The following is a 23,003-nucleotide window of genomic DNA, read 5'->3' on the forward strand; positions in this document are numbered from 1 at the left end:
GCCGGGCGGGACGGTGCGGCTTCGGCCGACGGGTCGGGTCAGCACTGCGGCCCGTCGTGGGTCTCGAGACCGTGGACGGTGACCAGATCGGCGAGGCCCGAGACGGACAGGACGGGTCCGAGCAACGGGGGCACGACGAGTTCCAGCCTCTCGGCGTGGGCGAACAGCACGCTCAGCCCCGCGCTGTCGAGGTACTCCACCCCGGTCAGGTCCACGACCAGGGGACCGGAGCCGCTGTCCAGGGCTTCGGCCAGATGACCGACGTTGCTCATGTCGATCTCGCCGCTGACGACCAGACGGACGGTGCCGTCCGGGCTCCGGCCCGGTGTCAGCGTGAGCGGGGTGGTCATCAGGCGATCCTCATCTGCATGTCGACGGTGGTACCGGTGGGGCCGGGGGCGACGGTGACCTGCTGCATCAGGGCGTGCATCAGGGACATGCCCCGGCCACGGTGAGTATTCTTCTCGGGCTGCGGAACCTTCCACCGGCCACTGTCGACGACCGTCACACGCAGCGTGTCGACCAGCGCTTCGGCGCGCAGCCGCACGGCTTCCCCCGGGGTGTGCCGGTGGCCGTGCTCGATCGCGTTCGCGCAGGCCTCCCCGGCGGCGACGAGAACGTTCTGCACCGCGTTCGGCGGCAGGTCGCACCGGTCGAGCCAGGAGCGCAACGCCCTGCGGACCGGCGCCAGCTGAGAGGACTCGGCCGGGAAGGACATCTCCAGCGGCGCCGGGTGGCGGTAGAGCAGGAGTGCCACGTCGTCGTCGTACCCGCCGGCCGGCGCGAGCTTCGCCATCACCGAGCTGGCGAGATCCTCGACGGGCAGGGCGCGGCCCTCCTGCACGGCCTCGCCCGCCTGCTCGATCCCCGTGGTGAGCGGACGCCGCCGGCGTTCGACGAGACCGTCGGTGTACAGCAGCAGCGTGGCCCGCGCGGGAAGGGAGCACGCGGCCTCCGGTCGCGGTCGGCCCGGCCGTACGGCCAGCGGCAGCGAACGCCCCTCCTCCAGAAGCCGAGTGGTGCCGTCGGCGTGCACGAGGATGCCCGGCGGATGCCCGGCGCTGGAATAGGTGAGCTCTCCGGTGCCGGGGTCGAGTGCACCGCAGAAGACGGTCGTGCACAGGGCGCCGGGAACACTGGCCGCGAACTGGTCGAGGGCCATCAGCGCCCGGGAGGGACTGGAATCCTGGAGCAGCAGTGCGCGGCAGGCGCTGCGCAGCTGCCCCATGACGCTGGCCGCCTCCAGGCCCCGGCCGACGCAGTCGCCGACGACGATGCCGATCCGTCCGTCGGTCAGAGTGACGGTGTCGTACCAGTCGCCGCCCACCTCCAGCGGACGCGTGGCGGGTTCGTACCGCACGGCGAAGCCCTCGGGCAGCCGGGCCGGGCCCAGGATGGCGCGCTGGAGCGCGATGGCGGTCTCCCGCTGCTGGTCGATCTGGTGCGCGCGGACCAGTCCCTGCGCGAGGTGCCCGGCCAGGAGCGACAGCAGCAGCTGGTCCTCGGAGGTGAACGGCCGGTGTCCGCCCAGATCGACCCACAGGACCATCGGGCCCTCGGGGTGCCCCAGCAGGACACCGGCACCGCTGTCGTCCGCCTCGGCGGTGAGCATGGGCCGCCGGCGCAGCGCCGCAAGCAGCTCCTGACGCTCGGTCGGCAGGTCTTCCCACCGCAGGTTCGCGTCGGTGGCCGTGAGCGCAGGTACGTCGCCGCCGGCGAAGACGGCGGCCCCCACGACGCGTGCCCGCCACAACGACCGCAGCTCGTCCAGGGCACCGGACAGCGCCTCGGGCAGGCTGACGGCACGGGACAACGAGGTGCTCATCGCCGCCAGCGCCGTCTCGCGCTGGACGGCGTAGTGTTCGGCCGTGACGTCACGGAAGGTGCCGACGGTGACCCGGCGCCCGGTGTCCGGATCCTCGGCCTTGTTGAAGGTCACGGCGATCCACAGGCGACGACCGTCACGATGCGTGACCGGGGCGGTGTACGAGCCCTGGGAGTTCTCCAGCAGTTCGGCGAAGGCATCGCCGAACTGCTGATATGCGCTCGGATCGGTGGTCTCGTCCGGCCACCACGGGTGGATCGGGGTGTACGGGAGATCTTCGGGACCGTAGCCGAGGATGTCGGTGAAGGCCGTGTTGATCTCCACGACGGCCCCGGACTCGTCGCAGACGAAGAACGCCTCCTGGAGGGAGTCGATGAGCGCCGTCCGCCAGCGCAGGTGATGGCCGCGCAGCCGGGCCAGCTCGACGTTCGCGCGCACCCGGGCCAGCAGCTCGGCCGCGGCGAAGGGCTTCACCAGGTAGTCGTCGGCGCCTGCCTGCAATCCCTCGATCGATGCCTCCTGCCCCGCCTTGGCCGACAGCAGCAGTACGGGCACCGAGGCCGTACGCGGGTCCCCGCGCAGTCGCGCCACCAGCTCCAGGCCGTCCAGCCGGGGCATCATCACGTCGCTGACCACGAGGTCGGGAGTGCGACGGCGGGCGCCGTCGAGTGCTTCGATGCCGTCCGTGACCGCTTCGACCTCGTACCCCGCGGCAGCCAGGATGCGGGTGAGGTACTCACGCATGTCGGCGTTGTCGTCGGCCACCAGCACCCGGGCGCTGCGGGAGGAACCGGCGCCGGACCCGAACGCGACAGCTCCCACCCCTTCCGGGCGGTCCTCGGCCGCGGCGCCGACGTCAGCCGCCGGAAGCCAGCGCAGGGCCTCCTCGACATAGGGGTCGGCGGTGGCCGAGGCCGCGCTGCCGCCTGGTTCCGGCACCACGGAGCCGCTGGACAGATGCGCGCTGCCGAAGGGCACCCGGATGGTGAAGGTGGTGCCTTTCCCCTCGGTGCTCTCCGCGCGGATCGTGCCGCCGTGCAGACCGACGAGCTCCCGCACCAGGGCCAGTCCGATACCGCTTCCCTCGTTGGACCGGGAGCGGGCGTTCTCGATGCGGTGAAAGCGCTCGAACAGCCGCGGCATCTCCGCCTCCGGCACGCCGGTCCCGGTGTCGGCCACGGTGACCACGGCGTGCGGGCCGCACCGGCGCACGGCCACGCGAACCGCTCCGTCGAAGGTGAACTTCAGCGCGTTGCTCAGCAGGTTCAGGACCACCTTCTCCCACATGCCGCGGTCCACGTACACCGGTTCGTCCAGGGAGGGACAGTCCACGTCGAAGGCGAGCCCGGCCCTCTCCATGGCCGAACGGAAGACACTGGCCAGCTCCGCCGTCACCGTGGCCAGGTCGACCGGCTCGTAGCGGGCCTGCATGCGTCCGGCCTCGATACGGGAGAAGTCCAGCAGCGTGTTGACCAGCTTGCCCAGCCGCAGCCCGTTGCGATGGATGACGTCGAGTTCCTGACGTGTCTCCTCGTCCGCGTCGGTGAGCCGGGTGCGCAGCTCCTCGACCGGTCCCATGATCAGGGTCAGGGGAGTGCGGAGCTCGTGGCTGATGTTCGAGAAGAAGGTGGTCTTGGCCCGGTCCAGTTCGGCCAGTTCCTCCGCCCGCCGCTGCTGCGCCTCGTAGTTGCGGGCACTGCCGATCCCGGAGGCGATGTGTCCGGCGGTCAGCTCGATGAACCCCCGGTAGCCGTCGTCCAGGTCGCGGTAGCGGTTCAGGGCGGCCACGAAGAAGCCGTACGGCACGCTGCCTTGCTGGAGCAAGGGCACCACGAGCGCCTCCACCGGGGGCTCGGGCCAGTCACCGCCGGGCAGGTCGGCGAACGCGTCGCCGGTCAGCGGTGCCACCCGAGCCTCGCCCTCGGCCAGCGCCGCCGCGGGCCAGACGCCCTCCGGATCCGCGAGGGACAGGGTCCGCGGTGCGACGGGCAGACCGGGGGTCGCCCCGGTCGCCCCGGCCAACCAGGCGGAGTCGCCGTCGAACAGGTAGGTCAGGGTGAAGGGCAGGTCCTTGCGGTTGCGGTCCAGCTGCTGGTCGGTGAAGGCCAGCGCCTCCTGCTCGGTACGGAGCACACTCGGGTCGGAGCCCAGGTCCCGAAGGGTGGCCATGCGCCGCTCGCCGATCACCCGCTCGGTGTCCTCGCTGACCACGCACAGCATGCCGACGACCTCACCGGCGTCGTCCCTCAGCGGGCTGTAGGAGAACGTGTGGTACGTCTCCTCGGTGTAGCCGGAGCGCTCCAGGAAGAGGAGCAGCCCCTCGTCCCAGGTGGCCTCGCCCGTGCTGAGCACGGCCTCGATGCGCGGGCCGATGTCCCCCCAGATCTCCGCCCACACCTCACTCGCGGGCCGGCCGAGCGCCCACGGGTACTTGCGGCCGAGCGTGTCGCGCCGGTACGCGGCGTTGCAGAAGAAGGTCAGCTCCTCGCCCCACGCCATCCACATCGGGAACCGGGAGGACAGCAGGATGCTGACAGCGGTCTGGAGACTCTGCGGCCACTCCTGTGGCGGACCGAGCGGCGTGGCCGTCCAGTCGACCTCGGCAAGGTGCCCGCCCACCTCCCGGTCGGCGGCGAACACATCGTCGGCGACCACGGCCCGGGGCCTGTCCACCGGCCGGCCTGAACGCTCCACGCGATCCCCTTCCCCTCAAGCCGGCCAAGGTTCCTGGCCACGTCTGTGCTCCCCCAGGCGGTGCCCCGGCGCCCTTCGCGGGAACGCGCCGATCCACGGCCCACCGTTCGCGGGCCCCAGAATAGTGCGGGCCCACCACGGCACCCGCACGGGAGGCACCTCAGGACGCCGGGCCGCCCTCGTGCTCCATCGCCGCCCAGCGCTCAATCGCCGCGCAGCGCTTCCGCGGCCGCTTGGACGCTGGCGTGCAACGGGAACAGCTGATCGAGTCCCGCCACCCGGAAGAGCTGGTCCATGGCCGGGCTCAGACCCGCGACCGCGAAGGAGGAGCCCACGGCCAGGGCGCGACGATAGGCCGTTATGATCACGGTCATTCCCGTGGAGTCGCAGTAGTGCAGGTCCGACAGGTCGGCGATCATGCCCGCGCCTGGATCGCGCAGCACCTCCTCCACGGCCACACGGAGCCGGGGGCCTGTGTAGTGGTCCAGCTCCCCGGCCAGGTGCACGACGACGGGCCCCGTCGGACTGGGATGCGTTCTGATTTCGAGAGCGCCCTCTGCGTCGTTCACCAGGTCTCCTGTGCGATCGGCCGACTGCGTGCGGGGCGGTGGATTCCGCAGCACTCGCACAGGTTCCCCGCCCGGCGGGGCTCATCCTACGCGGTCGCGATCGTTTCGCCTCGCGGGACATCGGCGCTCGTGGAGCGCATGAATCGGCACCTTGTTTATGAAGGGGAAGCAGGGGCACGAGCGGGTTACCGCGACTGCGGTCCCCAAGCTACGAGGAGGCGTTGTTCTGTGACTGCCGACGAGAAAGCGCAGGCGAAGACCGAGCAGGCCAGGGAAAAGGCCGAGGACGCCTTCAAGCACTGACCTCCGCGTACCGGAAAAGGGCCCCTGTGAGGGGCCCTTTTCCGGTACGCGGAACCCCATGTCGATGAGGCCCTGTCCAAGCCGTCGTCGGGCGGTCTCTGTCATCGACGCGGGTCGTCGGAGCGAGCGACGCCCTGACCGGGCTTGACCGGGTGATCGGGGTACACGCCACCCTGCACCAGGCCGTGAGCGCAAGCAGCGCGGTTCGAGAGTCCGGCAGCGAGGACGGTCCGTCGTTGCGTTCGGCTAGTGGAAGGTAGCGGGCGATGAGCCACGTCTCGGAACAGGAACCCGTACCTTCCTCCTCCGCAGGCTACGACCAGACCGGCACGGGGGACACCGAACGCGATCTACGGGCCTTGTTCGGTCAGTCCACCGCCGTGTTCGCGTCCCTGGCCGGTCCGGCGCACATGGTGGAGGCGGCCAATGTCGCGTTCTTCACCGCGATCGGTGGCGAGGCGCGGGCGCGAACCGGCGTGCCGCTGGGGCAGCTGCTGCCGGAACTCGCCGACCAGGGGTTTCTGGACCTGCTTGACCGGGTGTACCGGACCGGCGAGCGGTATGTCGGCCGCAACGCCCGTGTCGTGCTGGGTACCGGCCCGGACGCGCGTGAGGCGTTCTTCGACTTCACCTACGAGCCCCGTCTCGACGTCGGGGGCAACGTCATCGGCGTACGCGTCATCGGTGTGGAGACGACCCAGCTCATGCAGGCCCAGCGGTTGACGGCCGAGCACCGCGTCCTGCTGGAGCAGATCGCCCGCCAGGCACCGCTGGAGCAGGTGCTGGACGGCATGGCCCGCGCCATCGAGGAGCTGACACCCCAGGAGGTCCTCGTCTCCGTCCTCCTCGCGGACGCCGACGGCCGGCACTTGCGCCACGGCGCCGCGCCCAGCCTGCCCGACTTCTACAACCAGGCCATCGACGGCATCGCCACCGGCGAGGGAGTCGGCTCCTGCGGCACCGCCGCCCACCGCCGAGCACCGGTCATCGTCTCGGACATCGCCACCGACCCGTTCTGGGACGACTTCCGTGACCTGGCCGACCGAGCACGGCTGGCGGCCTGCTGGTCCACTCCGATCCTGGCCCGGGACGGCTCCCTGCTCGGCACCTTCGCGATGTACCACCGCACCCCCCGCGCGCCGCAGGCCGCCGACCTGGCTCTGGCCAGGGTGTTCGCCGACACCGCCGCCCTGGCCATCGAACGTCACCAGGCCGAGGAGGCCCGCAGGGCCGCCGAGGCCAAGGAGAAGGCCGCCCGCGACGACCTCGCCTTCCTGCTGGAGGCCAGCACCCGGCTGACCGCCGGCCTCGACCAGACCCAGACCCTCCAGCGCCTGGCCCTGCTGTGTACCCCCAAGCTGGCACCGCTGTGCGCGATCGACGTCGTCGATGCCGGCCGGGTGCGCCGCATCGCCACCGCCGCCCCCACCCCGGACGAGGACGCGCTGCTGTCCTCGCACATCCCGGTCTACGACGCCGCCGACGACGCCGTCGCCCGCGTCCTGGCCTCCGGACTGAGCGAGGTGGCCCGTCGCGCCCCCACCGGCCCCGGCCCCTGGCTGGACCTCAAGGTCACCGGCTACCTGTGCGTCCCCCTGCTCGACCGCGGCCGCGCCTTCGGCACCCTGACCCTGCTGACCACCGAGGAGAGCGCGTTCGGCGGCCACACCGTCGCCCTGGCCGAAGAGCTCGCACGCCGCGCCGCCTCGGCCGCCCTCAACGCCCGCCAGTACACGCAGCGCGCCGCCCTCTCCCGTGACCTGCAAGCGGGACTGCTGCTGCCCGAGGTCCCCGATCTGCCGGGAGCGCGGGTGGCCACGTACTACCACCCGGCCGGTGAGGGACTCGACATCGGCGGCGACTTCTACGACGTCTTTCCCCTCACCGACCTGACCTGGGCGTTCATGCTCGGCGACGTCTGCGGACGCGGTGCCACCGCCGCCACCACCACCGCGCTGGTCCGCCACACCGCACGCGCCGTCGCCCCCCTCCTGCCGGGGCCGGACGCCGTCGTCCAGGCGATCAACAAAGCCCTCCTCGACCGCCCGGACAGCCACGGAACCGGGTTCGTCACCCTCGTGTACGGCCACCTCACGCCCGCCGCCGACGGGGGCCTCGACATCACCCTCGTACGCGCCGGCCACACCCTGCCCCTCCACATCCGTGGCAGCCGCGCCCCTCGCCCCGTCCAGTGCGAGGGGCCGCTCCTCGGGGTCACCCCACACCCGGATCTGGAGACCCACCGTCTTCACCTCGAGCAGTCCGAGAGTCTGCTGCTCTACACCGACGGCCTCACCGAGGCCCGCAACCAGCAGGGGGAGCAGTTCGGCGAAGACCGCCTCACGCTCACGCTGGCCGGCCGGCGCGACACCCGCCCAGAAGCGATCATCGACGCTCTCACCCGGGCCGTGCACGCGTTCACCGGCACCACGGGCATGGACGACGACCAGGCCGCCCTCGTCCTGACGGCCACCCCAGCCGTCCGGTAAGCCTCCGCAGGAGGGGCACCCTCCGCGTGAGCGGCCCAGCCAGGCAAGCGGCCCGGCCAGGACGCCCGGCTCGTCGTCAGTGAACCGGTCACCAAAGATCGATCCGGGCGGTGATTCGCTTGCCTGCCGCCTCAGGCACAACCGTGAGGTCGGCCGCGACGGCTTTCACGATCTCCAGGCCGTGCCGGCCCACCCGGTACGGGTCCGCCCGCTCGGCCGCCGGAACGTCCGGATGGCCGTCCCACACCTCCACCTCCACCGCGGCTTCCGCCCGGCGCAGCCGCAACAGAATGGGGCCGGGTGCGTACTTGCAGGCGTTGGTGACCAACTCGCTCACCACGAGCTGTGCCAGGCCCAGGATGCGCTCCGACACCGTCGCGGCACTGTCGGCGGCTGCGACCCGGGTGAGGAAGACAGCAGTTCGGCGACGGGCCTCGGCGATGCAGGAAGCGTCTCCCGCCAGTGGGACGGTCTCCTCGACCGCCGTCGCATCCGATCCCTGGCAACACTGGCGCTCCGGGTCCTCGGCCATCCGTCCTGCCACTCCGGACTCAGTCGCTTACGCTGTCCTTCCCGGCGGGTATCCCGCCCGCGCACCGTGTGTCTGCGGCAGGGCCATCCGGGTGCCTTACCAGTACCATGCGTGAGCAGATCCTCATCGAGGAAGCGGTTCTGGGCGGCACCGACAGATGCTGAGGGGCTGTGACGGACGACTACAAGGGGCGCCTTTCGATCACCTGTGGCCATAGCGATGGCGATGGCGATGGCGTCAGGGTGCTCACGGCGTGCGGCGAGATCGATCTCGACAGCGCTCCACAGCTCCTGGACGCCCTGACCGCCGAAGGCGCCGCCGCTCAGGTGACGGTGGTGGATCTCAGCGGCGTCACCTTCATGGACTCCAGCGGCATCAACGCCCTCATCGCCGCTCATCACGCCGCGCAGGACCACGGCGGCCGACTGCGACTCGCAGCCCCGAGCCCCGCCCTCTCCGACACCTTCGGGATCGTGGGCCTCACCGAGGTCATTCCCTGCCACCCCACCCTTCGCGAAGCCCTCGCCGCCTGCACCCGGCAGCCGGAGGAACCGGACGTGGCTGATGCCCGCCACCACCGCGGCGGGCATCAGCAGGGCACCTCGAAGAGAATCAGCTGGTCGTGAGCATGCCTTCACGGAGTCGGGCCAGGCACCGGGACAGCAGCCGCGAGACGTGCATCTGCGACACACCCAGGTGCTCGCCGATCTGAGCCTGGGTCAGCTCCTCCACGAACCGCATGTGGATGAGCTTCCGGTCGCGCTCGTCGAGTTCGGCGATCATGGGGGCGAGGGCGTGGAAGTCCTCCACCAGCTCCAGCGCCGCGTCCTCGGTGCCGATGAAATCCTGCAGGGCGCTCTCGCCGTCCTCGCTGCCGTTGATCGCGGCGTCCAGAGAGGAGGAGTTGTAACCGTTGGAGGCCAATCGGGCCTCGACGACCTCTTCCTCGGACAGGCTCATCAGCTCCGACAGTTCCTTGACCGTCGGATCGCGGTCGAGCCGGGTACGCAGCTCGTCCGTCGCCTTGGCGAGCTGGACACGGGCCTCCTGGAGGCGGCGCGGCACGTGCACGGCCCAGGTGGTGTCACGGAAGAACCGCTTGATCTCACCGACGATGTAGGGGATGGCGAAGGAGGTGAACTCCGCCTCCCGGGACAGCTCGAACCGGTCGATCGCCTTGATCAGGCCGATCATGCCGACCTGGACGATGTCCTCCATCTCCTCCGGCCCACGGCTGCGGAACCGGCCCGCGGCGTAGCGGACCAGGGACATGTTCATCTCGATCAGCGTGTTGCGAGCGTAGCTGTACTCCGGCGTGCCCTCCTCCAGAACCGCCAGCTGCCGGAAGAACAGCTTCGACAAGTCGCGAGCGTCCTTGGGTGCCATCCGGGAGGGATCGGCGACCTCCGGCAACTCGACTGTCCGGGTCCCCGCTGCCAGCGTGCTGGTCGCCATGCTGATTCCCCTCCCACGATCGATCTCACCACTACCGCCTGCCGAAACGGCTCGACGACGCTGCGCCTACCCCGTGATCCCGCACTCACTCCTGCGTGGGGCGCACCGGCGACGTCGGAGAGGCACGTGGCCACGCAGGAGCGGGAGGTGCCGAGGACGGCATGCCTCCGGTTGAAGCCGTGCAGGGCGGCGCAGCCGGATCCGGGCCGGGACGCTCACCGGACTACGGGCGTGAGGTCGGCTGGGGGTACGTCGGGCAGAAGACGAGAGAGGTCGAAGAGGGTGGGATTCAGGTCGGCCGCCATGAGCAGCAGCGACAGCGGCTGTGTGCCCAGTCCGGTCACGGTCGCCCGGCGCGTGGGGCCGCTGCTCGTGGTGGGGGTGAAGAAGAGGTGGAGACCGGCGACGTCCATGAAGGGCGTGTCAGTCAGGTCCCACTGCACGTCGGTCACCTGCGGCGGCAGCGCGTCGACGGCGGCGCGTAGCGGGGGCAGGGTGTCGAAGTCGATCTCTCCGCAGAGGGAGAGGCGCGCGGAGGTGTCGTCGATCGTGGTGGTGATGTTCATAAGGGCGTGCCCCCCTTCCGGGGGTTGGTGAGCCCAAGGACGAAGCACCCCCCTTGAGGGGTGTACGACGATGGCGGGGGGCGGGTGCCCGGGATGGGGGCAACGCCCGAACTCCCCAAGGACCGGCACCGAGAGATGCCGGCCGGTCTCGTTGTCTTCCCCACCGTCACACAGATTCGCTTGCGGCCACGACTGCCTGGACGAGGATTTTCTGTGAAGCCCGTCACCGAGCAGCCGAGCAGCCCACTCAGGTCGCCTCCTGGGACCTGCCGAACGAACTGGCCTCACTCGTCTGCCGCGCGCACCCGGCGCATCCGGACAGGCGTGCGGCACCGTAGGAGTACCGGGAGGCACCGGCGGTTACATCGCCACGGCTGGTGCCGGAGCTGCCGGAGCCGCTGGACGCCCGGTACCGGGTGCGCTGCCTGGTGCGCACGCCCTGCCGGGTCCGGCGGCCCCGATACCGTCGGGAGGGACCATGACCGACCCGCACTGGCTGTTCGGCGACCAGCTGGGCCCGCACTTCCTCACCCCGGGCGAGGACGGCGGACCCGCCCGCGACCCGTCCGTGGTGATGATCGAGGCCCGCTCGGTGTTCCGGCGGCGCCGCTTTCACCGGGCCAAGGCCCACCTGGTGCTCTCCGCGATGCGTCACCGGGCCGCCGAGCTCGGCGGCCGCGTCCGCTACGTGCGCGCCGAGACGTACCGGGAGGGTCTGGGCGAGGCGATCGGTGACGCGGCCGTGACCGTCCACCACCCCACGTCCAGGGCCGCGCTGCGGCTGGTGCGCTCGATGGACCAGGTGCGGGTCCTGCCCGCACGCGGATTCCTGCTGCCCCACGACACCTTCCGCGCCTGGGCCGAGGGACACGACACCGGACGGCTGCGCCAGGAGGACTTCTACCGCTGGGTGCGCCGCGAACTGGACCTCCTCATGGACGGCGACACTCCGGTCGGCGGACGCTGGAACCACGACCACGCCAACCGCGAACCCCCACCCAGAGGGACGCGTACGCTCGGTGCGCCGAAGCCCTACCGCCCCCACGAGGACGACATCGACGCCGAGGTCCGCGCCGACCTGGACCGCTGGGAACGGGACGACGGCATCCGCTTCGTCGGCCGGGACGGCCCCCGCCGCTTCCCCGCCACCCGCCGCGAGGCCCTGAGCGCGCTGCGCCGCTTCATCGAGCACCGGCTGGCCGGCTTCGGCGCGCATGAGGACGCGATGCTCGCCGCCGACCCGGTGCTGAGCCACAGCCTGCTGTCCTCGTCCCTGAACCTCGGACTGCTCGACCCGCTCGAGGTGGTCACCGCCGCCGAGGAGGCCTGGCACGCCGGACAGGCGCCCGTCAACAGCGTCGAGGGATTCGTCCGGCAGATCGCGGGCTGGCGCGAGTACGTCTGGCAGCTCTACTGGTACTTCGGCGAGGAGTACCGGCACCACAACGCCCTGCACCACCACACCCGTCCGCCCGCGTGGTTCCTCGACCTGGACGCCGACGCCGTCACCGCGCGCTGCATGGCCACCGTGCTCGCCCAGGTCCGCGACACCGGCTGGACCCACCACATCCCCAGGCTGATGGTCCTCGGGAGCTTCGCCCTGCAGCGCGGCTGGGACCCGCGAGCGGTCACCGACTGGTTCCACCGCTGCTTCGTCGACGGATACGACTGGGTGATGCTGCCGAACGTCACCGGCATGTCCCAGTACGCAGACGGCGGCCGGATGACCACCAAGCCGTACACCTCGGGCGGTGCGTACATTCACCGCATGAGCGACCTGTGCGACGGCTGCGCCTACCGGCCCGGCGACCGCACCGGGCAGCGGGCCTGCCCCTACACCACCGGGTACTGGTCGTTCGTGCACCGCCACCGCACGCGGCTCGCCGCCAATCAGCGCACCTCCCGTGCCGTCCAGGGCCTGGACCGCCTCACCGACGCGGAAGACGTCCTGAGCACGAACCGCCGGTGGGACAGGCGGCCGCCCTGACCGTCGCCGCCCCTGATGCCTCACCCCGGCAGGGACGGACTGCCGTCGCACCGGAGCCGCCCGCGGGGTGGGCGAGGCTCCCGCGCGGCGCCGCGGCCTGCGCGACCGGGGGACGCCCGCCCGCAGCGTGAGCCTCTCTCACCAGCGGACACTCCCGCGCCGGTGCCGGTGACCCGAGGACGTCTCGCAGGACTGGAGAGCGATTCCCCGGCAATGAGCAAGGCGTGACCCGCATCGTAATCGTCGTCCTGACTCTCGTCGCAGGCGTGCTGGCGTCCCTGGCGGCGGCCTGGATCTCCCCATGGTGGCTGCTCGTCGCCGTACCGGCGCTGCTGCTGGCTCTGCTGGGCACGTGGGACCTGTTGCAGAACCGGCATTCGGTCCTGCGCAACTATCCCGTCCTCGGCCATGCCCGCTTCCTCATGGAGCGCATACGTCCGGAGTTGCAGCAGTACTTCATCGAGCGGAACTACGACGGACGTCCCTTCGACCGGGACGTGCGCAGCATCGTCTACGAACGCGCCAAGGGCACGGACGCGGAGGAGCCCTACGGCACCGAACGGGACGTGTACCAGCCCGGCTACGAGTTCCTGGTCCCCTCGATGGCGCCGCGAGCGGTGCCGAAAGAACAGCCGCGCGTGCGGATCGGCGGTCGCGACTGTGCCCGGCCCTACGACATGGCACTGCTGAACGTCTCCGCGATGAGCTTCGGATCGCTCTCCGCCAACGCCGTCCTCGCCCTCAACGGGGGCGCGGCGGCAGGAGGGTTCGCCCAGGACACCGGCGAGGGCGGACTGTCCGAGTATCACCTCCGCCCGGGTGGTGACCTCGTCTGGGAGATCGGCACCGGGTACTTCGGCTGCCGCACGCCCGAAGGCGACTTCGACCCCGCCGAGTTCTCCGACAAGGCCGCACACGACCACGTCAAGTGCGTGTCCCTGAAGCTGTCGCAGGGCGCCAAGCCCGGCATCGGAGGTGTCCTGCCAGGTGCCAAGGTGAACGCCGAGATCGCCCGGGTCCGCGACGTGCCCGAGGGGCAGACCGTCGTCTCGCCGCCGTACCACCGGGTCTTCTCCACCCCGCGGGAACTCGTTCGCTTCATCGCCCGCATGCGTGAGTTGTCCGGGGGCAAGCCCGCCGGGTTCAAGCTGTGCGTGGGTTCGCGGCGGCAGTTCCTGGCCGTGTGCAAGGCCATGCTGGAGGAGGGCACGGCGCCCGACTTCATCGTCGTGGACGGCGCCGAGGGCGGGACCGGTGCGGCGCCGCTGGAGTTCGCGGACCACGTGGGCACCCCGCTCACCGAGGGTCTTCTCACCGTGCACAACGCCCTCGTGGGAACCGGCCTGCGCGACCGGATCAGGATCGGCGCGAGCGGCAAGATCGCCACCGGGACCGACCTGGTCAAGCGCATGGTGCAGGGGGCCGACTACGGCAACGCCGCGCGGGCGATGATGTTCGCCGTCGGCTGTATCCAGGCACAGCGGTGCCACACGAACACCTGCCCCACCGGCGTCACCACCCAGGACCCCCGCCGCGCCCGCGCACTCCACGTCCCGGACAAGACGGCGCGCGTCCAGCGCTTCCAGGAGGCGACCGTGGCCAGCGCATTGCAGATCATGGCGTCCATGGGCGTCACCGACCCCGCGCAGCTGCGTCCGCACATGCTCCGCCGGCGCGTCGACCCCTTCACCGAGCGCTCCTACGAGGAGCTGTACGAGTGGCTCCAGCCCGGGCAGTTGCTCGCCGAGCCGCCGGCCTCTTGGGCGGCCGACTGGAACGCCGCCGACCCCGACCACTTCACCGTCTGAACCGGAGGACCCACGTGGCCCGTACTGTTGCCCGTGTCATCGTCGACGCGCTGAGCGAACTCGGCGTGCGCCAGGTGTTCGGCGTCGTGGGAGACGCGCTCAATCCCCTGACCGACGCCATCCGCACCACCGAGAACCTTGAATGGGTGGGCTGCCGGCACGAGGAGGCGGCCGCGTTCGCCGCCAGCGCCCAGTCGCAGCTCACCGGAACGCTCGGGGTGTGCATGGGCACCGTCGGTCCTGGTTCCGTCCACCTCCTGAACGGCCTGTACGACGCGGCCAAGAGCCACGCGCCGGTCCTCGCGATCGCCGGCCAGGTACCGCTCGCCGAAATCGGCAGCGACTACTTCCAGGAGGTCGACAACGACGCCCTCTTCGCCGACGTGGCCGTCTTCCGCGCCACCGTCACCTCCCCGGACCAGCTGCCGCAGATGCTGGAGACGGCGGTGCGCCACGCACGGGGCCGCAAGGGCGTCGCCGTGCTCACCGTCCCGGGCGACCTGGGCGAGCGGGAGGTGACCACCGACCGCCCCGCCCGGTTCTCCCTGAACGCCCCCGTGAGCCGGCCCGACGAGGCGGCCGTCCGCCGCGCCGCGGACATCCTCGACCGCTCCGAACGCGTCACCCTCCTCGTCGGAGAGGGAGCCCGAGCCGCCCGCGAGGACGTCCTCACCCTCGCCGACCGCTTGGCGGCGCCCATGGTGCTCACACTGAAGGCCAAGGCCGGTTTCGAGGGCGAGACCAACCCGTTCCAGGTCGGCCAGACCGGCCTGATCGGCAACCCGGCCGCGGCGGCGGCCCTCCAGGACGCGGACACCCTGCTGATGCTCGGTACGGACTTCCCCTACCGGGACTGGTATCCCGAGGGCCGGACCGTGATCCAGGTGGACACCGAGGCCACCCACATCGGACGCCGAGTACCGGTCGAGCTCGGGCTGGTGGGGGACACCGCCGTCACCGTGCGCGACCTCCTCGAGCATGTCACCGGCGCGCCCGCCGGGTCCGAGGGCGCGCGCGACCGTTCGCACCTGGAGAAGGCACGCGAACGCTTCGACCAGTGGCGCACCGGTCAGGCGCGGCTCGCCGACCCGGCACACGACAAGGGCCTCCTGGGCCGTGTCCGCTCCGCGCTGGACAACCGCAGCCACGACATCCGTCCGGAGGCCCTGGCCGCGGCTGTCGACCGGATCGCGGCTGACGACGCCGTCTTCACCTCCGACACGGGCATGGCCACGGTGTGGCTGTCGCGCTTCGTCGAGATGCGTGGCGAACGCCGCCTCGTCGGCTCCTACAACTTGGGCTCGATGGCCAACGCCATGCCCCAGGCGCTGGGCGCCCAGTGCCTGGACCGCGAACGGCAGGTCGTCGCCTTCTGCGGCGACGGCGGACTGAGCATGCTGCTCGGCGACCTCATGACTCTCAAGACGTACCGCCTGCCCGTCAAGCTCGTCGTCTTCGACAACCGGCGGCTGGGCATGGTGAAACTCGAACAGGAACAGGCAGGCCTGCCCGAGTTCGGCACCGTGCTCGACAATCCCGACTTCGCCGCCGTGGCCGAGTCCATGGGCATCACCGGCATCCGCGTGACGGAACCGGCCGCTGTGGAAGACGCCGTACGACGCGCCTTCCGCACTCCCGGCCCGGTACTGCTCGACGTCCTCACCAACCCCGACGAGATCGCCGTCCCGGCCAAGCCGACCGTCGAACAGGGCTGGGGGTTCGCGGTGGCCAAGATGAAGGAAGTCGTCCGCAGCCACGGGGAGCCGAGCGGGAACTGACAGCGAACCGCGCATGCGGAAAGGGGAGCGGATCGGACTCGCAGGAACAACGTGACCGTCACCGGCGATCGGCGGGGGCCGGACGGCGGTGCCGGCGCATGGATTCGGCTGTTCGGCCACGTCGGTTCGGGCTGCTCGATCTGCGCGACTGTCGCCGTCCTGGTGTTGTGGCTGCTCGGCTTCGTCATGCGCTTCACCAGCGCCGGCGGCGGCCGCGGTCGCTGGTACCGATGGTGAGCTGACTCGTACTCACCCCTTCGTGGGGCCTGGCCGATACCGGCCCGGCCCCACGAGTCGTCGGCGAGGACGTCGACCAGGAGGGGCCGCGTCCCCCGAGGCCGCCGTCGTCCGCGGCGGAGGCTCGCGGGTGCGGCAGCCGGGTGATGGTGCTGAACCGTGCTGCGCGGCGGCGTAGGTGCCGGTGACCGGGGGCCGGTTGCGGACGTGCCGGTGCACGCGCGGTCCGGTAGAAGATCCGCTTGGCGAACTCGACGAGGACCAGGTAGACGACGACCATGGCGGCCACGGCGGCGAAGAAGCCGGCCGGGAGCAGTTGGAAGCCGAGGACACGGGCCAGTGGGGTGGCCGGCAGGGCGGCACCGATGGCGACGACACCCAGCGCCGTGAGTGTGAGGGGCAGGCTCGGGCGGCTGCGCCAGAAGGGGACGCGACGGGTGCGGATGGCGAAGATGACCAGGGTTTGTGTGGCGAGGGACTCCACGAACCAGCCGGTGTGGAACTGGGCGGCGTCGGCATGGAAGACGCCCAGCATCACGGCGAAGGTCACGAAGTCGAACAGGGAGCTGATCGGTCCGAAGCAGATCATGAAGCGCCGGATGAAGGCGATGTCCCAGTGCGCGGGCCGCCGCACCTGCTCCTCGTCGACCTCGTCGGTGGGGATGGCGAGCTGGCTGGTGTCGTACAGCAGGTTGTTGAGCAGGATCTGAGAGGGCAGCATCGGCAGGAAGGGCAGGAAGAGTGAGGCTCCGGCCGCGCTGAACATGTTGCCGAAGTTGCTCGAGGTGCCCATCAGGACGTACTTGATGGTGTTGGCGAAGATGCGCCGTCCCTCGGCGACTCCGTCGGCCAGGACTCCGAGGTCCTTCTCCAGCAGGATCACGTCGGCCGCGTCCTTGGCCACGTCGGTGGCCGAGTCCACCGAGATCCCCACGTCGGCGGCGTGCAGCGCGAGGGCGTCGTTGACTCCGTCGCCGAGGAAGGCGACGTCGCCGCCGGTCCTCCGCTGGATCCGCACGATGCGGGCTTTGTGCTCGGGGCTGACCCGGGCGAACACGGTCGTGCGGCCGATGGCGGCGGCGAGCCGCTCGTCGTCCATGGCGTCCAGGTCGGTCCCGGTCAGCACGGCGGCGTCGGCCAGACCCAGGTCGTGGCAGACCTTGGCGGCGACCGCGGGGTTGTCCCCCGTGACGATCTTCACCGTGATGCCGAGCGCGTCCAGCCGCTTCAGTGCCTCGGCCGCGTCGGGTTTGGGCGGATCGAGGAGGACCAGCAGTCCGGCCAGGCGCAGGTTGTGCTCATCGGCAGCAGCAGGTCCGGCACCGGTCTCGGCGGGACGGCTCGCCACCGCGACGACGCGGTTGCCGGCGGCGAACTCGGCTTCCAGGGCGTGACGGGTCGGCCCGGGCACCTGCACGCAGCGTTCCAGCACCGCTTCCGGGGCGCCTTTGGTGATCAGCACGGCGGCACCGGCGGTATCGGTGACGGTGACGGACACCATCCGCCGCTCGTGGTCGAAGGGCAGGACGCCGGTCCGCGTCCACCCGCTCAGTGACGAGCGCTGGGCGGCCGCGGCCGAGGAGTCCCACAGAGCGTCGTCGAGCGGGTTTCCCCCCACGGGCCGGCCCCGGTCGTCCACGTCCGCCTCGGTGCACAGCAGGCCGAGGCGCAGCACTTCTTCCGCGGAGGTGCCGGCGACGGGTATGGCCTGCATGAAGTCGATGCGTCCCTGGGTGAGGGTCCCGGTCTTGTCGGTGAACAGCACGTCGACGTCGCCGAGGTCCTCGATACACACCAGTCGCTTGACCAGCACCTTGCGTCGGCTCATGCGCCGGGAACCCGCGGCGAGGCTGGTGGAGACGACTGCGGGCAGCAGTTGCGGGGTGATGCCGACCGCGATGGCCAGGGAGAACAACAGGGCGTCGATCAACGGCTTGTGCAGGGCGACGTTGATGATGAAGATCGACGTGGTCAGTGCCCCGGCGACGTAGACGAGGAGCATGGAGAAGCGGCGCAGCCCCACCTGGAACTCGGTCTCCAGCTGGTGTCCGCTCAGACCGGCAGCGATCTTCCCGAACTCGGCCTCGGCACCGGTGGCCACCACGACACCGCGGCCGCTTCCACCGTGCACCACGGTGCCCATCAGGGCGCAGCCGGTCAGGTCCGCCAGCGGTGTGCCTGCCGGCACGGCAGCGGTGTCCTTCGCGACCGGCAGCGACTCACCGGTCAGCACCGACTCGCTGCACTCCAGCCCCGCGGTCGCGAGCAACCGCAGATCTGCGGGCACGATGTCGCCGAGCCGCAACTCGACCACATCCCCCGGGACCAGGGCGGTGACCTCCACCTCCTGTGGTCGCCCGTCACGCAGTACGACCGCCCGGTGCCGGATCTTCGCGTGCAGCGACTGGGCGCTCTTCTCCGCCCGGAACTCGTTGACGAAGCCCAGACCGACGGAGAGCGCCACGATCACCCCGATGATCACAGCGTCGCTGCGCTCCCCGGCGAAGTACGACACCACGGCCGCGGCCAGCAGCAGGCCGAGCAGCGGGGACCGCAGCTGGTGCCAGAGCACCAGCCACGCGCGGGCCCGGTGGGAGTGGACGGCGTTCGGTCCCCAGCGCTTCAGCCGTCGTGCCGCGTCCTCCGCCGAGAGACCGTCGGCGGTCACCTCGAGATCACGGAGCACCTGCGCAGTGGGCAGGGCGGCCGCCGAGACGGCACGCCCCCCGGCCACCGGCCTCGCACCGACAGCGGTCACCATCAGCGACCACCGCCCGGCCTGCCGGCTTCCGACCGAGGGGAACGCGTCGGCACACAACCGAACGAACGCCGGGCGATGCCGAGCGGACGGGAGGACGGGCGCGTGCACGGATCATCTGGCAGTAGCCTCACGCTCCCACCTTCCCCCTTCGCCGCTTACGCCCCTATGGGCCGATAGGGCCCTGTCCAGGGGACCAACCGCCCACCGTGCGGCGTGCTCCGGTCAGTCGGCGCGCAGGCCATGAGACCGCCCGACGAGTGAGGCGGCCCGCCGGATGAGGCCCTGGGGCGTCCGCCGGTCGCCGCCGACGGCGGTGTGTACGTCGTCACCGGCCGACCTCCTGCAGGCCGTCCCCCAGCTCAGGGAAGAGCTCCAGCATGCGGCGAAGCGCGGGCGGCGCCCCGACGAGCCGCAGCGGTGCTCCGGAGAGGCGTCGCCGCGCGGCGTGGGCGATGTCGGCCAGTGCGGCGCCGTCGAGGTGGTCGATACAGGACAGGTCCAGGGTGATGTCCTGCGCCGGCGAGGCCGCGAGAGCGGCTGACGCCGAGGCGGCCACGTGGCGGCTCTCGTAGCCCGCCGATCCGGACAGACGGAAGCCGGGCCGACCGGCCAGAGGCACGACCGAGAGCCCGGACCGGCCGTGGGAGCGAGACACGGTGCCCGCCCGCGTCAGGTGAGAGCCCGTCAGCACGTCCAGGGCATCAGGTGCCAGCAGGCGACGGTCGTAGAAACACCAGGCCGTCAGCGGCAACTGCTCGAAGACCTCGTGGTGGATCCGCAGCTCGAATTCCAGCAGGCGCTCCGCGCCGGTTATCCGCCGGGCACCCCAGGACATCTCGCCGATGACCCGCAGGTTGCCGTACCCCTGACCGAGGGCGGCCTCGACTGCGCGGCCCCACAGACCGATCACGGCGTCCGGGTCGAACCGGTCCCCACTCAGGTAGGTCTCGTCGGTGGTGGTCACCACGAGCTGTCCGCGCCGGACCGCGGAGTCGGCATCGATACCAGGCTCGGCGAGTGTGCGCAGCACGAGGCGGGGGGCGGTGGCATCCGCGAAGTACTGCACCTGCTCGCCCCTGTCGAAGCCCCGCGGACGAAGGGCACGCGGTGAGAGGCCCATTCCTCGTCGGTGCAGTACTCCACCGCGACATGCCGGTCCGCTGCGGCCTCGCCGTCGTGCGATCCGCCTACGGCGTGCATCAGATTGCCCTCCGATCCCGCGTGATCCCGTTGCCCGCCATGGGCGCCCATCACGCTGACGCAGGGCCCGGAAGACCCGGGAAGCCCTCACTCCCGACGATGAACCTGCCTTGAGCGTCCCGGTGGAGTGACCGCGTCGGCCGGCGCGTCGGCGACCGTGTCGTGGATGGGGAGCAACCCGGAGGTGCCGGACGCGTCCCGGTCCGCCCAGAAGCTGCGGCACTGACTGCCCGCTGTCCTGGAGAACCGGGTCGGCCTCAGCGGGCAGTCGACGGCCCGACTACCGGGACTTTGCGACTCCGCGCTCCGCGACTCCGGGCCACCGCAGCCCGGGGGCTCCGCAGCCGGGGCCCTGCCTTCGACCTTGTTCGACCAACAACCCCGTTGATCGGAAAGCGGATGGCGTACCAAGGTCCGTTCTGACGGGATCTCCGCGCGCGAACGTAGGCACGGCCACCGGACCCGGCCACCCGCCGGCAGCCGGCCGAGGGGCGCGGAACGCCGGAACCGTTCGGAGGCGTTGCGGTGGCGGCTGCCGCGGTCGACACGCAGGCTGGGCGCAGTGGACGAGTCGCCGCGCACCGCGGGGCGGCAGGGCTCCGGGAGGACTGCGTGACCGTTTCGTCGCCCGCTACCGACGCACCGCCGGCCCGGTACGACGACCTGCGTGCTCTGGTGTTCAACTGCACCTTGAAGCGCTCGCCGGAGACGAGCAACACCGAGGGGCTGATCGACCGGAGCACCGCCATCCTGGACGCGCAGGGCGTGCACGTCGACGTCGTACGGGCGGTGGACCATGACATCGCCACCGGCGTGTGGCCCGACATGCGCGAGCACGGCTGGGAGACGGACGCCTGGCCCGATCTGTACCGGCAGGTCCTGGCGGCCGACATCCTCGTGCTGGCGGGCCCCATCTGGCTGGGCGACAACAGTTCGGTGATGAAGCGGGTGATCGAACGCCTTTACGCCTGTTCCAGCCTGCTCAACGAAGCAGGCCAGTACGCCTACTACGGCCGGGTCGGCGGCTGCCTGATCACCGGCAACGAGGACGGCGTCAAGCACTGCGCCATGAACGTCCTCTACAGCCTCCAGCACCTGGGCTACACCATCCCGCCCCAGGCGGACGCCGGCTGGATCGGCGAGGCCGGTCCCGGACCGTCGTACCTCGACCCCGGCTCGGGCGGTCCGGAGAACGACTTCACCAACCGCAACACCACCTTCATGACCTGGAACCTGCTGCACCTGGCCCGGGCGCTGAAGGACCTCGGCGGCATCCCCGCCTACGGCAACCAGCGCACCGCCTGGGACGCCGGCTGCCGCCGCGACTACGAGAACCCCGAGCACCGGTAGCGGGATGCCGACGGACAGTGGCGGACAGCCGTCGGGTCCGGCCCCTCGCGGTGGGCCGGCGCGCCGGGGACCAAAGGAGAGGCACGCACGGGAGCGGCTGAGGCGTGCGCGGGCCGGTGGGGCGGCAGCGGTGGCGTCGGCGGCCGCCCGTGCCCGTACGGCGGCGCGGCGCGTCAGCCAGATGCCGCCGCCCCCGGGGCCGTTCCGCCCCGGCTTCTGGCGCAGTCCGATCCGCGGGCCCTGGCTGACCTCGGCATTCGGCCTGGTCCTCCTGATCGGCATTCCGCTGCTGTTCATTACCGGGCTGCTCTCCTACGCCGCCTACAACCCCGACTTGAGCCCCCTCAACGACGAGACCCCCGACAAGGGCGTCCTGGGCTTCTACCTCTTCAGCTGGCCCACCCATCCCTACTGGCTCTACCGGCTGCTCCAAGGCGTGCACGTGACGCTGGGAGTGGTCCTCGTCCCGGTGCTGCTGGCCAAGCTGTGGTCGGTGATCCCGAAGCTGTTCGAGTGGCTGCCGGTACGCTCCGTCGCCCACGGCCTGGAGCGGCTGTCCCTGCTGATGCTGGTCGGCGGCGTCATCTTCGAATTCGTCACCGGAATCCTGAACATCCAGCTCTACTACGTCTTCCCGGGCTCGTTCTACCGCCTGCACTTCTACGGCGCCTGGGTGTTCATCGCCGCCTTCCTCGTCCACGTGTGTCTGAGACTCGGGCGGATGACCCGGGCTCTGCGCTCGCGCAGCCTGAGGACCGAACTGCGCACCGGCCTGGCCCACACCGTGCCCGAACCCCCCGACCCCGACGGCCTGGTGGCGGTCGCCCCCGCCCCGCCGACGACGACCCGCCGCGGCGCACTCGGCATGGTGGGCGCGGGGTCGCTGCTCCTTCTCATCGTGACCGCCGGACAGAGCATCGGCGGGTGGCTGCGCGGCACAGCACTGCTCGCACCGCACAACCGGGATCCGGGCAGCGGCCCGAGCAGCTTCCAGATCAACAAGACGGCGGCGAAAGTCGGCGTCACCCCCGCCCTCGTCGGCCCCAACTGGCGGCTGGAGGTCCACGGACGCGGAGCGCCGCAGGTCTTCACACGCGAGCAGCTCCTGGCGATGCCCCAGCACGCCGCCGCACTGCCGATCGCCTGCGTGGAGGGCTGGTCCACCGACGACCAGCACTGGAGCGGCCTCCGGCTGGCCGACCTCGCCGCCCTGGCCGGCCTGCCCGACGCCGCAGGCGTCCTGGTCGAATCCGTCCAACCGCCCGGCCCGTTCACGAAGGTGGTGCTACGGGGCAACCAGATCCGCGATTCCAGAGCGCTGCTCGCGCTCCGCGTCAACGGCGCGGACCTCTCGCTCGATCACGGCTACCCGGCCCGCGTCATCGTCCCGGCCAACCCCGGCGTGAACAACACCAAGTGGGTCCACCGGCTCACCTTCAGGGCGTGACC

General features: G+C 71.1%; 16 protein-coding genes and 1 pseudogene. 8 read left to right on the forward strand and 9 right to left on the reverse strand.

The window, feature by feature from the left end; translation table 11 throughout:
* Window positions 1-38: 38 nt before the first annotated feature.
* The 3 genes from ACZ3KP_RS13405 to ACZ3KP_RS13415 all read right to left on the reverse strand — a co-directional run bounded on the left by ACZ3KP_RS13405 (window position 39) and on the right by ACZ3KP_RS13415 (window position 5,088).
* On the reverse strand, window positions 39-350 hold the full coding sequence (locus tag ACZ3KP_RS13405) for an STAS domain-containing protein (RefSeq protein WP_467499083.1): 312 nt from the start codon (window positions 348-350) through the stop codon (window positions 39-41).
* Window positions 350-4,519, reverse strand: a complete 4,170-nt coding sequence (locus ACZ3KP_RS13410) for a SpoIIE family protein phosphatase (protein WP_467499085.1) — start codon at window positions 4,517-4,519, stop codon at window positions 350-352. The genes ACZ3KP_RS13405 and ACZ3KP_RS13410 overlap by 1 nt, the downstream gene beginning before the upstream one ends.
* A 203-nt stretch (window positions 4,520-4,722) precedes the next feature.
* A complete protein-coding gene (locus ACZ3KP_RS13415) occupies window positions 4,723-5,088 on the reverse strand; it encodes an STAS domain-containing protein (RefSeq protein ID WP_467499087.1) in 366 nt (121 codons plus the stop codon).
* A gap of 569 nt (window positions 5,089-5,657) precedes the next feature.
* Here ACZ3KP_RS13415 and ACZ3KP_RS13420 point away from each other — a divergent pair.
* Window positions 5,658-7,880, forward strand: coding sequence for a GAF domain-containing SpoIIE family protein phosphatase (locus ACZ3KP_RS13420; protein ID WP_467499089.1), 2,223 nt, complete (start codon window positions 5,658-5,660; stop codon window positions 7,878-7,880).
* An 88-nt stretch (window positions 7,881-7,968) separates the two neighbouring features.
* Here the strand turns inward: ACZ3KP_RS13420 and ACZ3KP_RS13425 are convergent, their stop codons facing one another.
* Window positions 7,969-8,412 carry an ATP-binding protein gene (locus tag ACZ3KP_RS13425; protein ID WP_467499091.1) on the reverse strand — a complete coding sequence of 148 codons (444 nt, stop codon included), beginning with the start codon at window positions 8,410-8,412 and terminating at the stop codon, window positions 7,969-7,971.
* 170 nt (window positions 8,413-8,582) lie between these two features.
* Here ACZ3KP_RS13425 and ACZ3KP_RS13430 point away from each other — a divergent pair, with 170 nt between their 5' ends.
* Window positions 8,583-9,038, forward strand: a complete 456-nt coding sequence (locus ACZ3KP_RS13430) for an STAS domain-containing protein (protein WP_467499093.1) — start codon at window positions 8,583-8,585, stop codon at window positions 9,036-9,038.
* Here ACZ3KP_RS13430 and ACZ3KP_RS13435 read toward each other — a convergent pair.
* The 3 genes and pseudogenes from ACZ3KP_RS13435 to ACZ3KP_RS13445 all read right to left on the reverse strand — a co-directional run bounded on the left by ACZ3KP_RS13435 (window position 9,025) and on the right by ACZ3KP_RS13445 (window position 10,433).
* Window positions 9,025-9,867 carry an RNA polymerase sigma factor SigF gene (locus ACZ3KP_RS13435; RefSeq protein ID WP_467499095.1) on the reverse strand — a complete coding sequence of 281 codons (843 nt, stop codon included), beginning with the start codon at window positions 9,865-9,867 and terminating at the stop codon, window positions 9,025-9,027. The genes ACZ3KP_RS13430 and ACZ3KP_RS13435 overlap by 14 nt on opposite strands.
* Before the next feature lie 101 nt (window positions 9,868-9,968).
* Window positions 9,969-10,073 (reverse strand): annotated as a pseudogene (locus ACZ3KP_RS13440) (FAD binding domain-containing protein); the annotation flags it as partial.
* Between the two features lie 9 nt (window positions 10,074-10,082).
* Window positions 10,083-10,433 carry an STAS domain-containing protein gene (locus tag ACZ3KP_RS13445; RefSeq protein ID WP_467499097.1) on the reverse strand — a complete coding sequence of 117 codons (351 nt, stop codon included), beginning with the start codon at window positions 10,431-10,433 and terminating at the stop codon, window positions 10,083-10,085.
* Window positions 10,434-10,911: 478 nt separating this feature from the next.
* On the opposite strand from ACZ3KP_RS13445, the gene ACZ3KP_RS13450 reads away from it, so the two are divergent.
* The 4 genes from ACZ3KP_RS13450 to ACZ3KP_RS13465 all read left to right on the forward strand — a co-directional run bounded on the left by ACZ3KP_RS13450 (window position 10,912) and on the right by ACZ3KP_RS13465 (window position 16,243).
* Window positions 10,912-12,420 (forward strand): cryptochrome/photolyase family protein, encoded by a 1,509-nt coding sequence (locus tag ACZ3KP_RS13450; protein ID WP_467499099.1) that lies wholly within the window; start codon window positions 10,912-10,914, stop codon window positions 12,418-12,420.
* Between the two features lie 224 nt (window positions 12,421-12,644).
* The gene (locus ACZ3KP_RS13455; protein ID WP_467499101.1) at window positions 12,645-14,228 is read left to right on the forward strand and encodes an FMN-binding glutamate synthase family protein; all 1,584 of its coding nucleotides are present in this window, start codon (window positions 12,645-12,647) and stop codon (window positions 14,226-14,228) included.
* A 14-nt stretch (window positions 14,229-14,242) separates the two neighbouring features.
* A complete protein-coding gene (locus ACZ3KP_RS13460) occupies window positions 14,243-16,006 on the forward strand; it encodes a thiamine pyrophosphate-dependent enzyme (protein ID WP_467499103.1) in 1,764 nt (587 codons plus the stop codon).
* A 51-nt stretch (window positions 16,007-16,057) separates the two neighbouring features.
* Window positions 16,058-16,243 carry a hypothetical protein gene (locus tag ACZ3KP_RS13465; RefSeq protein WP_467499283.1) on the forward strand — a complete coding sequence of 62 codons (186 nt, stop codon included), beginning with the start codon at window positions 16,058-16,060 and terminating at the stop codon, window positions 16,241-16,243.
* Here the strand turns inward: ACZ3KP_RS13465 and mgtA are convergent.
* Both mgtA and ACZ3KP_RS13475 read right to left on the reverse strand, forming a co-directional pair.
* Window positions 16,200-19,004, reverse strand: a complete 2,805-nt coding sequence (mgtA, locus tag ACZ3KP_RS13470; RefSeq protein ID WP_467499105.1) for a magnesium-translocating P-type ATPase — start codon at window positions 19,002-19,004, stop codon at window positions 16,200-16,202. The genes ACZ3KP_RS13465 and mgtA overlap by 44 nt on opposite strands.
* A gap of 325 nt (window positions 19,005-19,329) precedes the next feature.
* Window positions 19,330-20,070, reverse strand: coding sequence for an MEDS domain-containing protein (locus ACZ3KP_RS13475; protein WP_467499107.1), 741 nt, complete (start codon window positions 20,068-20,070; stop codon window positions 19,330-19,332).
* A gap of 746 nt (window positions 20,071-20,816) precedes the next feature.
* Here ACZ3KP_RS13475 and ACZ3KP_RS13480 point away from each other — a divergent pair.
* Both ACZ3KP_RS13480 and ACZ3KP_RS13485 read left to right on the forward strand, forming a co-directional pair.
* Window positions 20,817-21,554 carry a flavodoxin family protein gene (locus tag ACZ3KP_RS13480; RefSeq protein WP_467499109.1) on the forward strand — a complete coding sequence of 246 codons (738 nt, stop codon included), beginning with the start codon at window positions 20,817-20,819 and terminating at the stop codon, window positions 21,552-21,554.
* 181 nt (window positions 21,555-21,735) lie between these two features.
* The gene (locus tag ACZ3KP_RS13485) at window positions 21,736-23,001 is read left to right on the forward strand and encodes a molybdopterin-dependent oxidoreductase (RefSeq protein WP_467499267.1); all 1,266 of its coding nucleotides are present in this window, start codon (window positions 21,736-21,738) and stop codon (window positions 22,999-23,001) included.
* The last annotated feature ends 2 nt before the right edge of the window (window positions 23,002-23,003 follow it).

It is taken from the genome of Streptomyces sp. NPDC020958 (assembly GCF_055562175.1).

Bases quoted from the DNA above. Each gene is read 5' to 3' on its own strand.
- mgtA (WP_467499105.1), bottom strand. From the start codon at position 19,004: ATGGTGACCGCTGTCGGTGCGAGGCCGGTGGCCGGGGGGCGTGCCGTC.
- ACZ3KP_RS13450 (WP_467499099.1), top strand. From the start codon at position 10,912: ATGACCGACCCGCACTGGCTGTTCGGCGACCAGCTGGGCCCGCACTTC.
- ACZ3KP_RS13435 (WP_467499095.1), bottom strand. From the start codon at position 9,867: ATGGCGACCAGCACGCTGGCAGCGGGGACCCGGACAGTCGAGTTGCCG.
- ACZ3KP_RS13405 (WP_467499083.1), bottom strand. From the start codon at position 350: ATGACCACCCCGCTCACGCTGACACCGGGCCGGAGCCCGGACGGCACC.
- ACZ3KP_RS13485 (WP_467499267.1), top strand. From the start codon at position 21,736: ATGCCGCCGCCCCCGGGGCCGTTCCGCCCCGGCTTCTGGCGCAGTCCG.
- ACZ3KP_RS13420 (WP_467499089.1), top strand. From the start codon at position 5,658: ATGAGCCACGTCTCGGAACAGGAACCCGTACCTTCCTCCTCCGCAGGC.
- ACZ3KP_RS13425 (WP_467499091.1), bottom strand. From the start codon at position 8,412: ATGGCCGAGGACCCGGAGCGCCAGTGTTGCCAGGGATCGGATGCGACG.
- ACZ3KP_RS13445 (WP_467499097.1), bottom strand. From the start codon at position 10,433: ATGAACATCACCACCACGATCGACGACACCTCCGCGCGCCTCTCCCTC.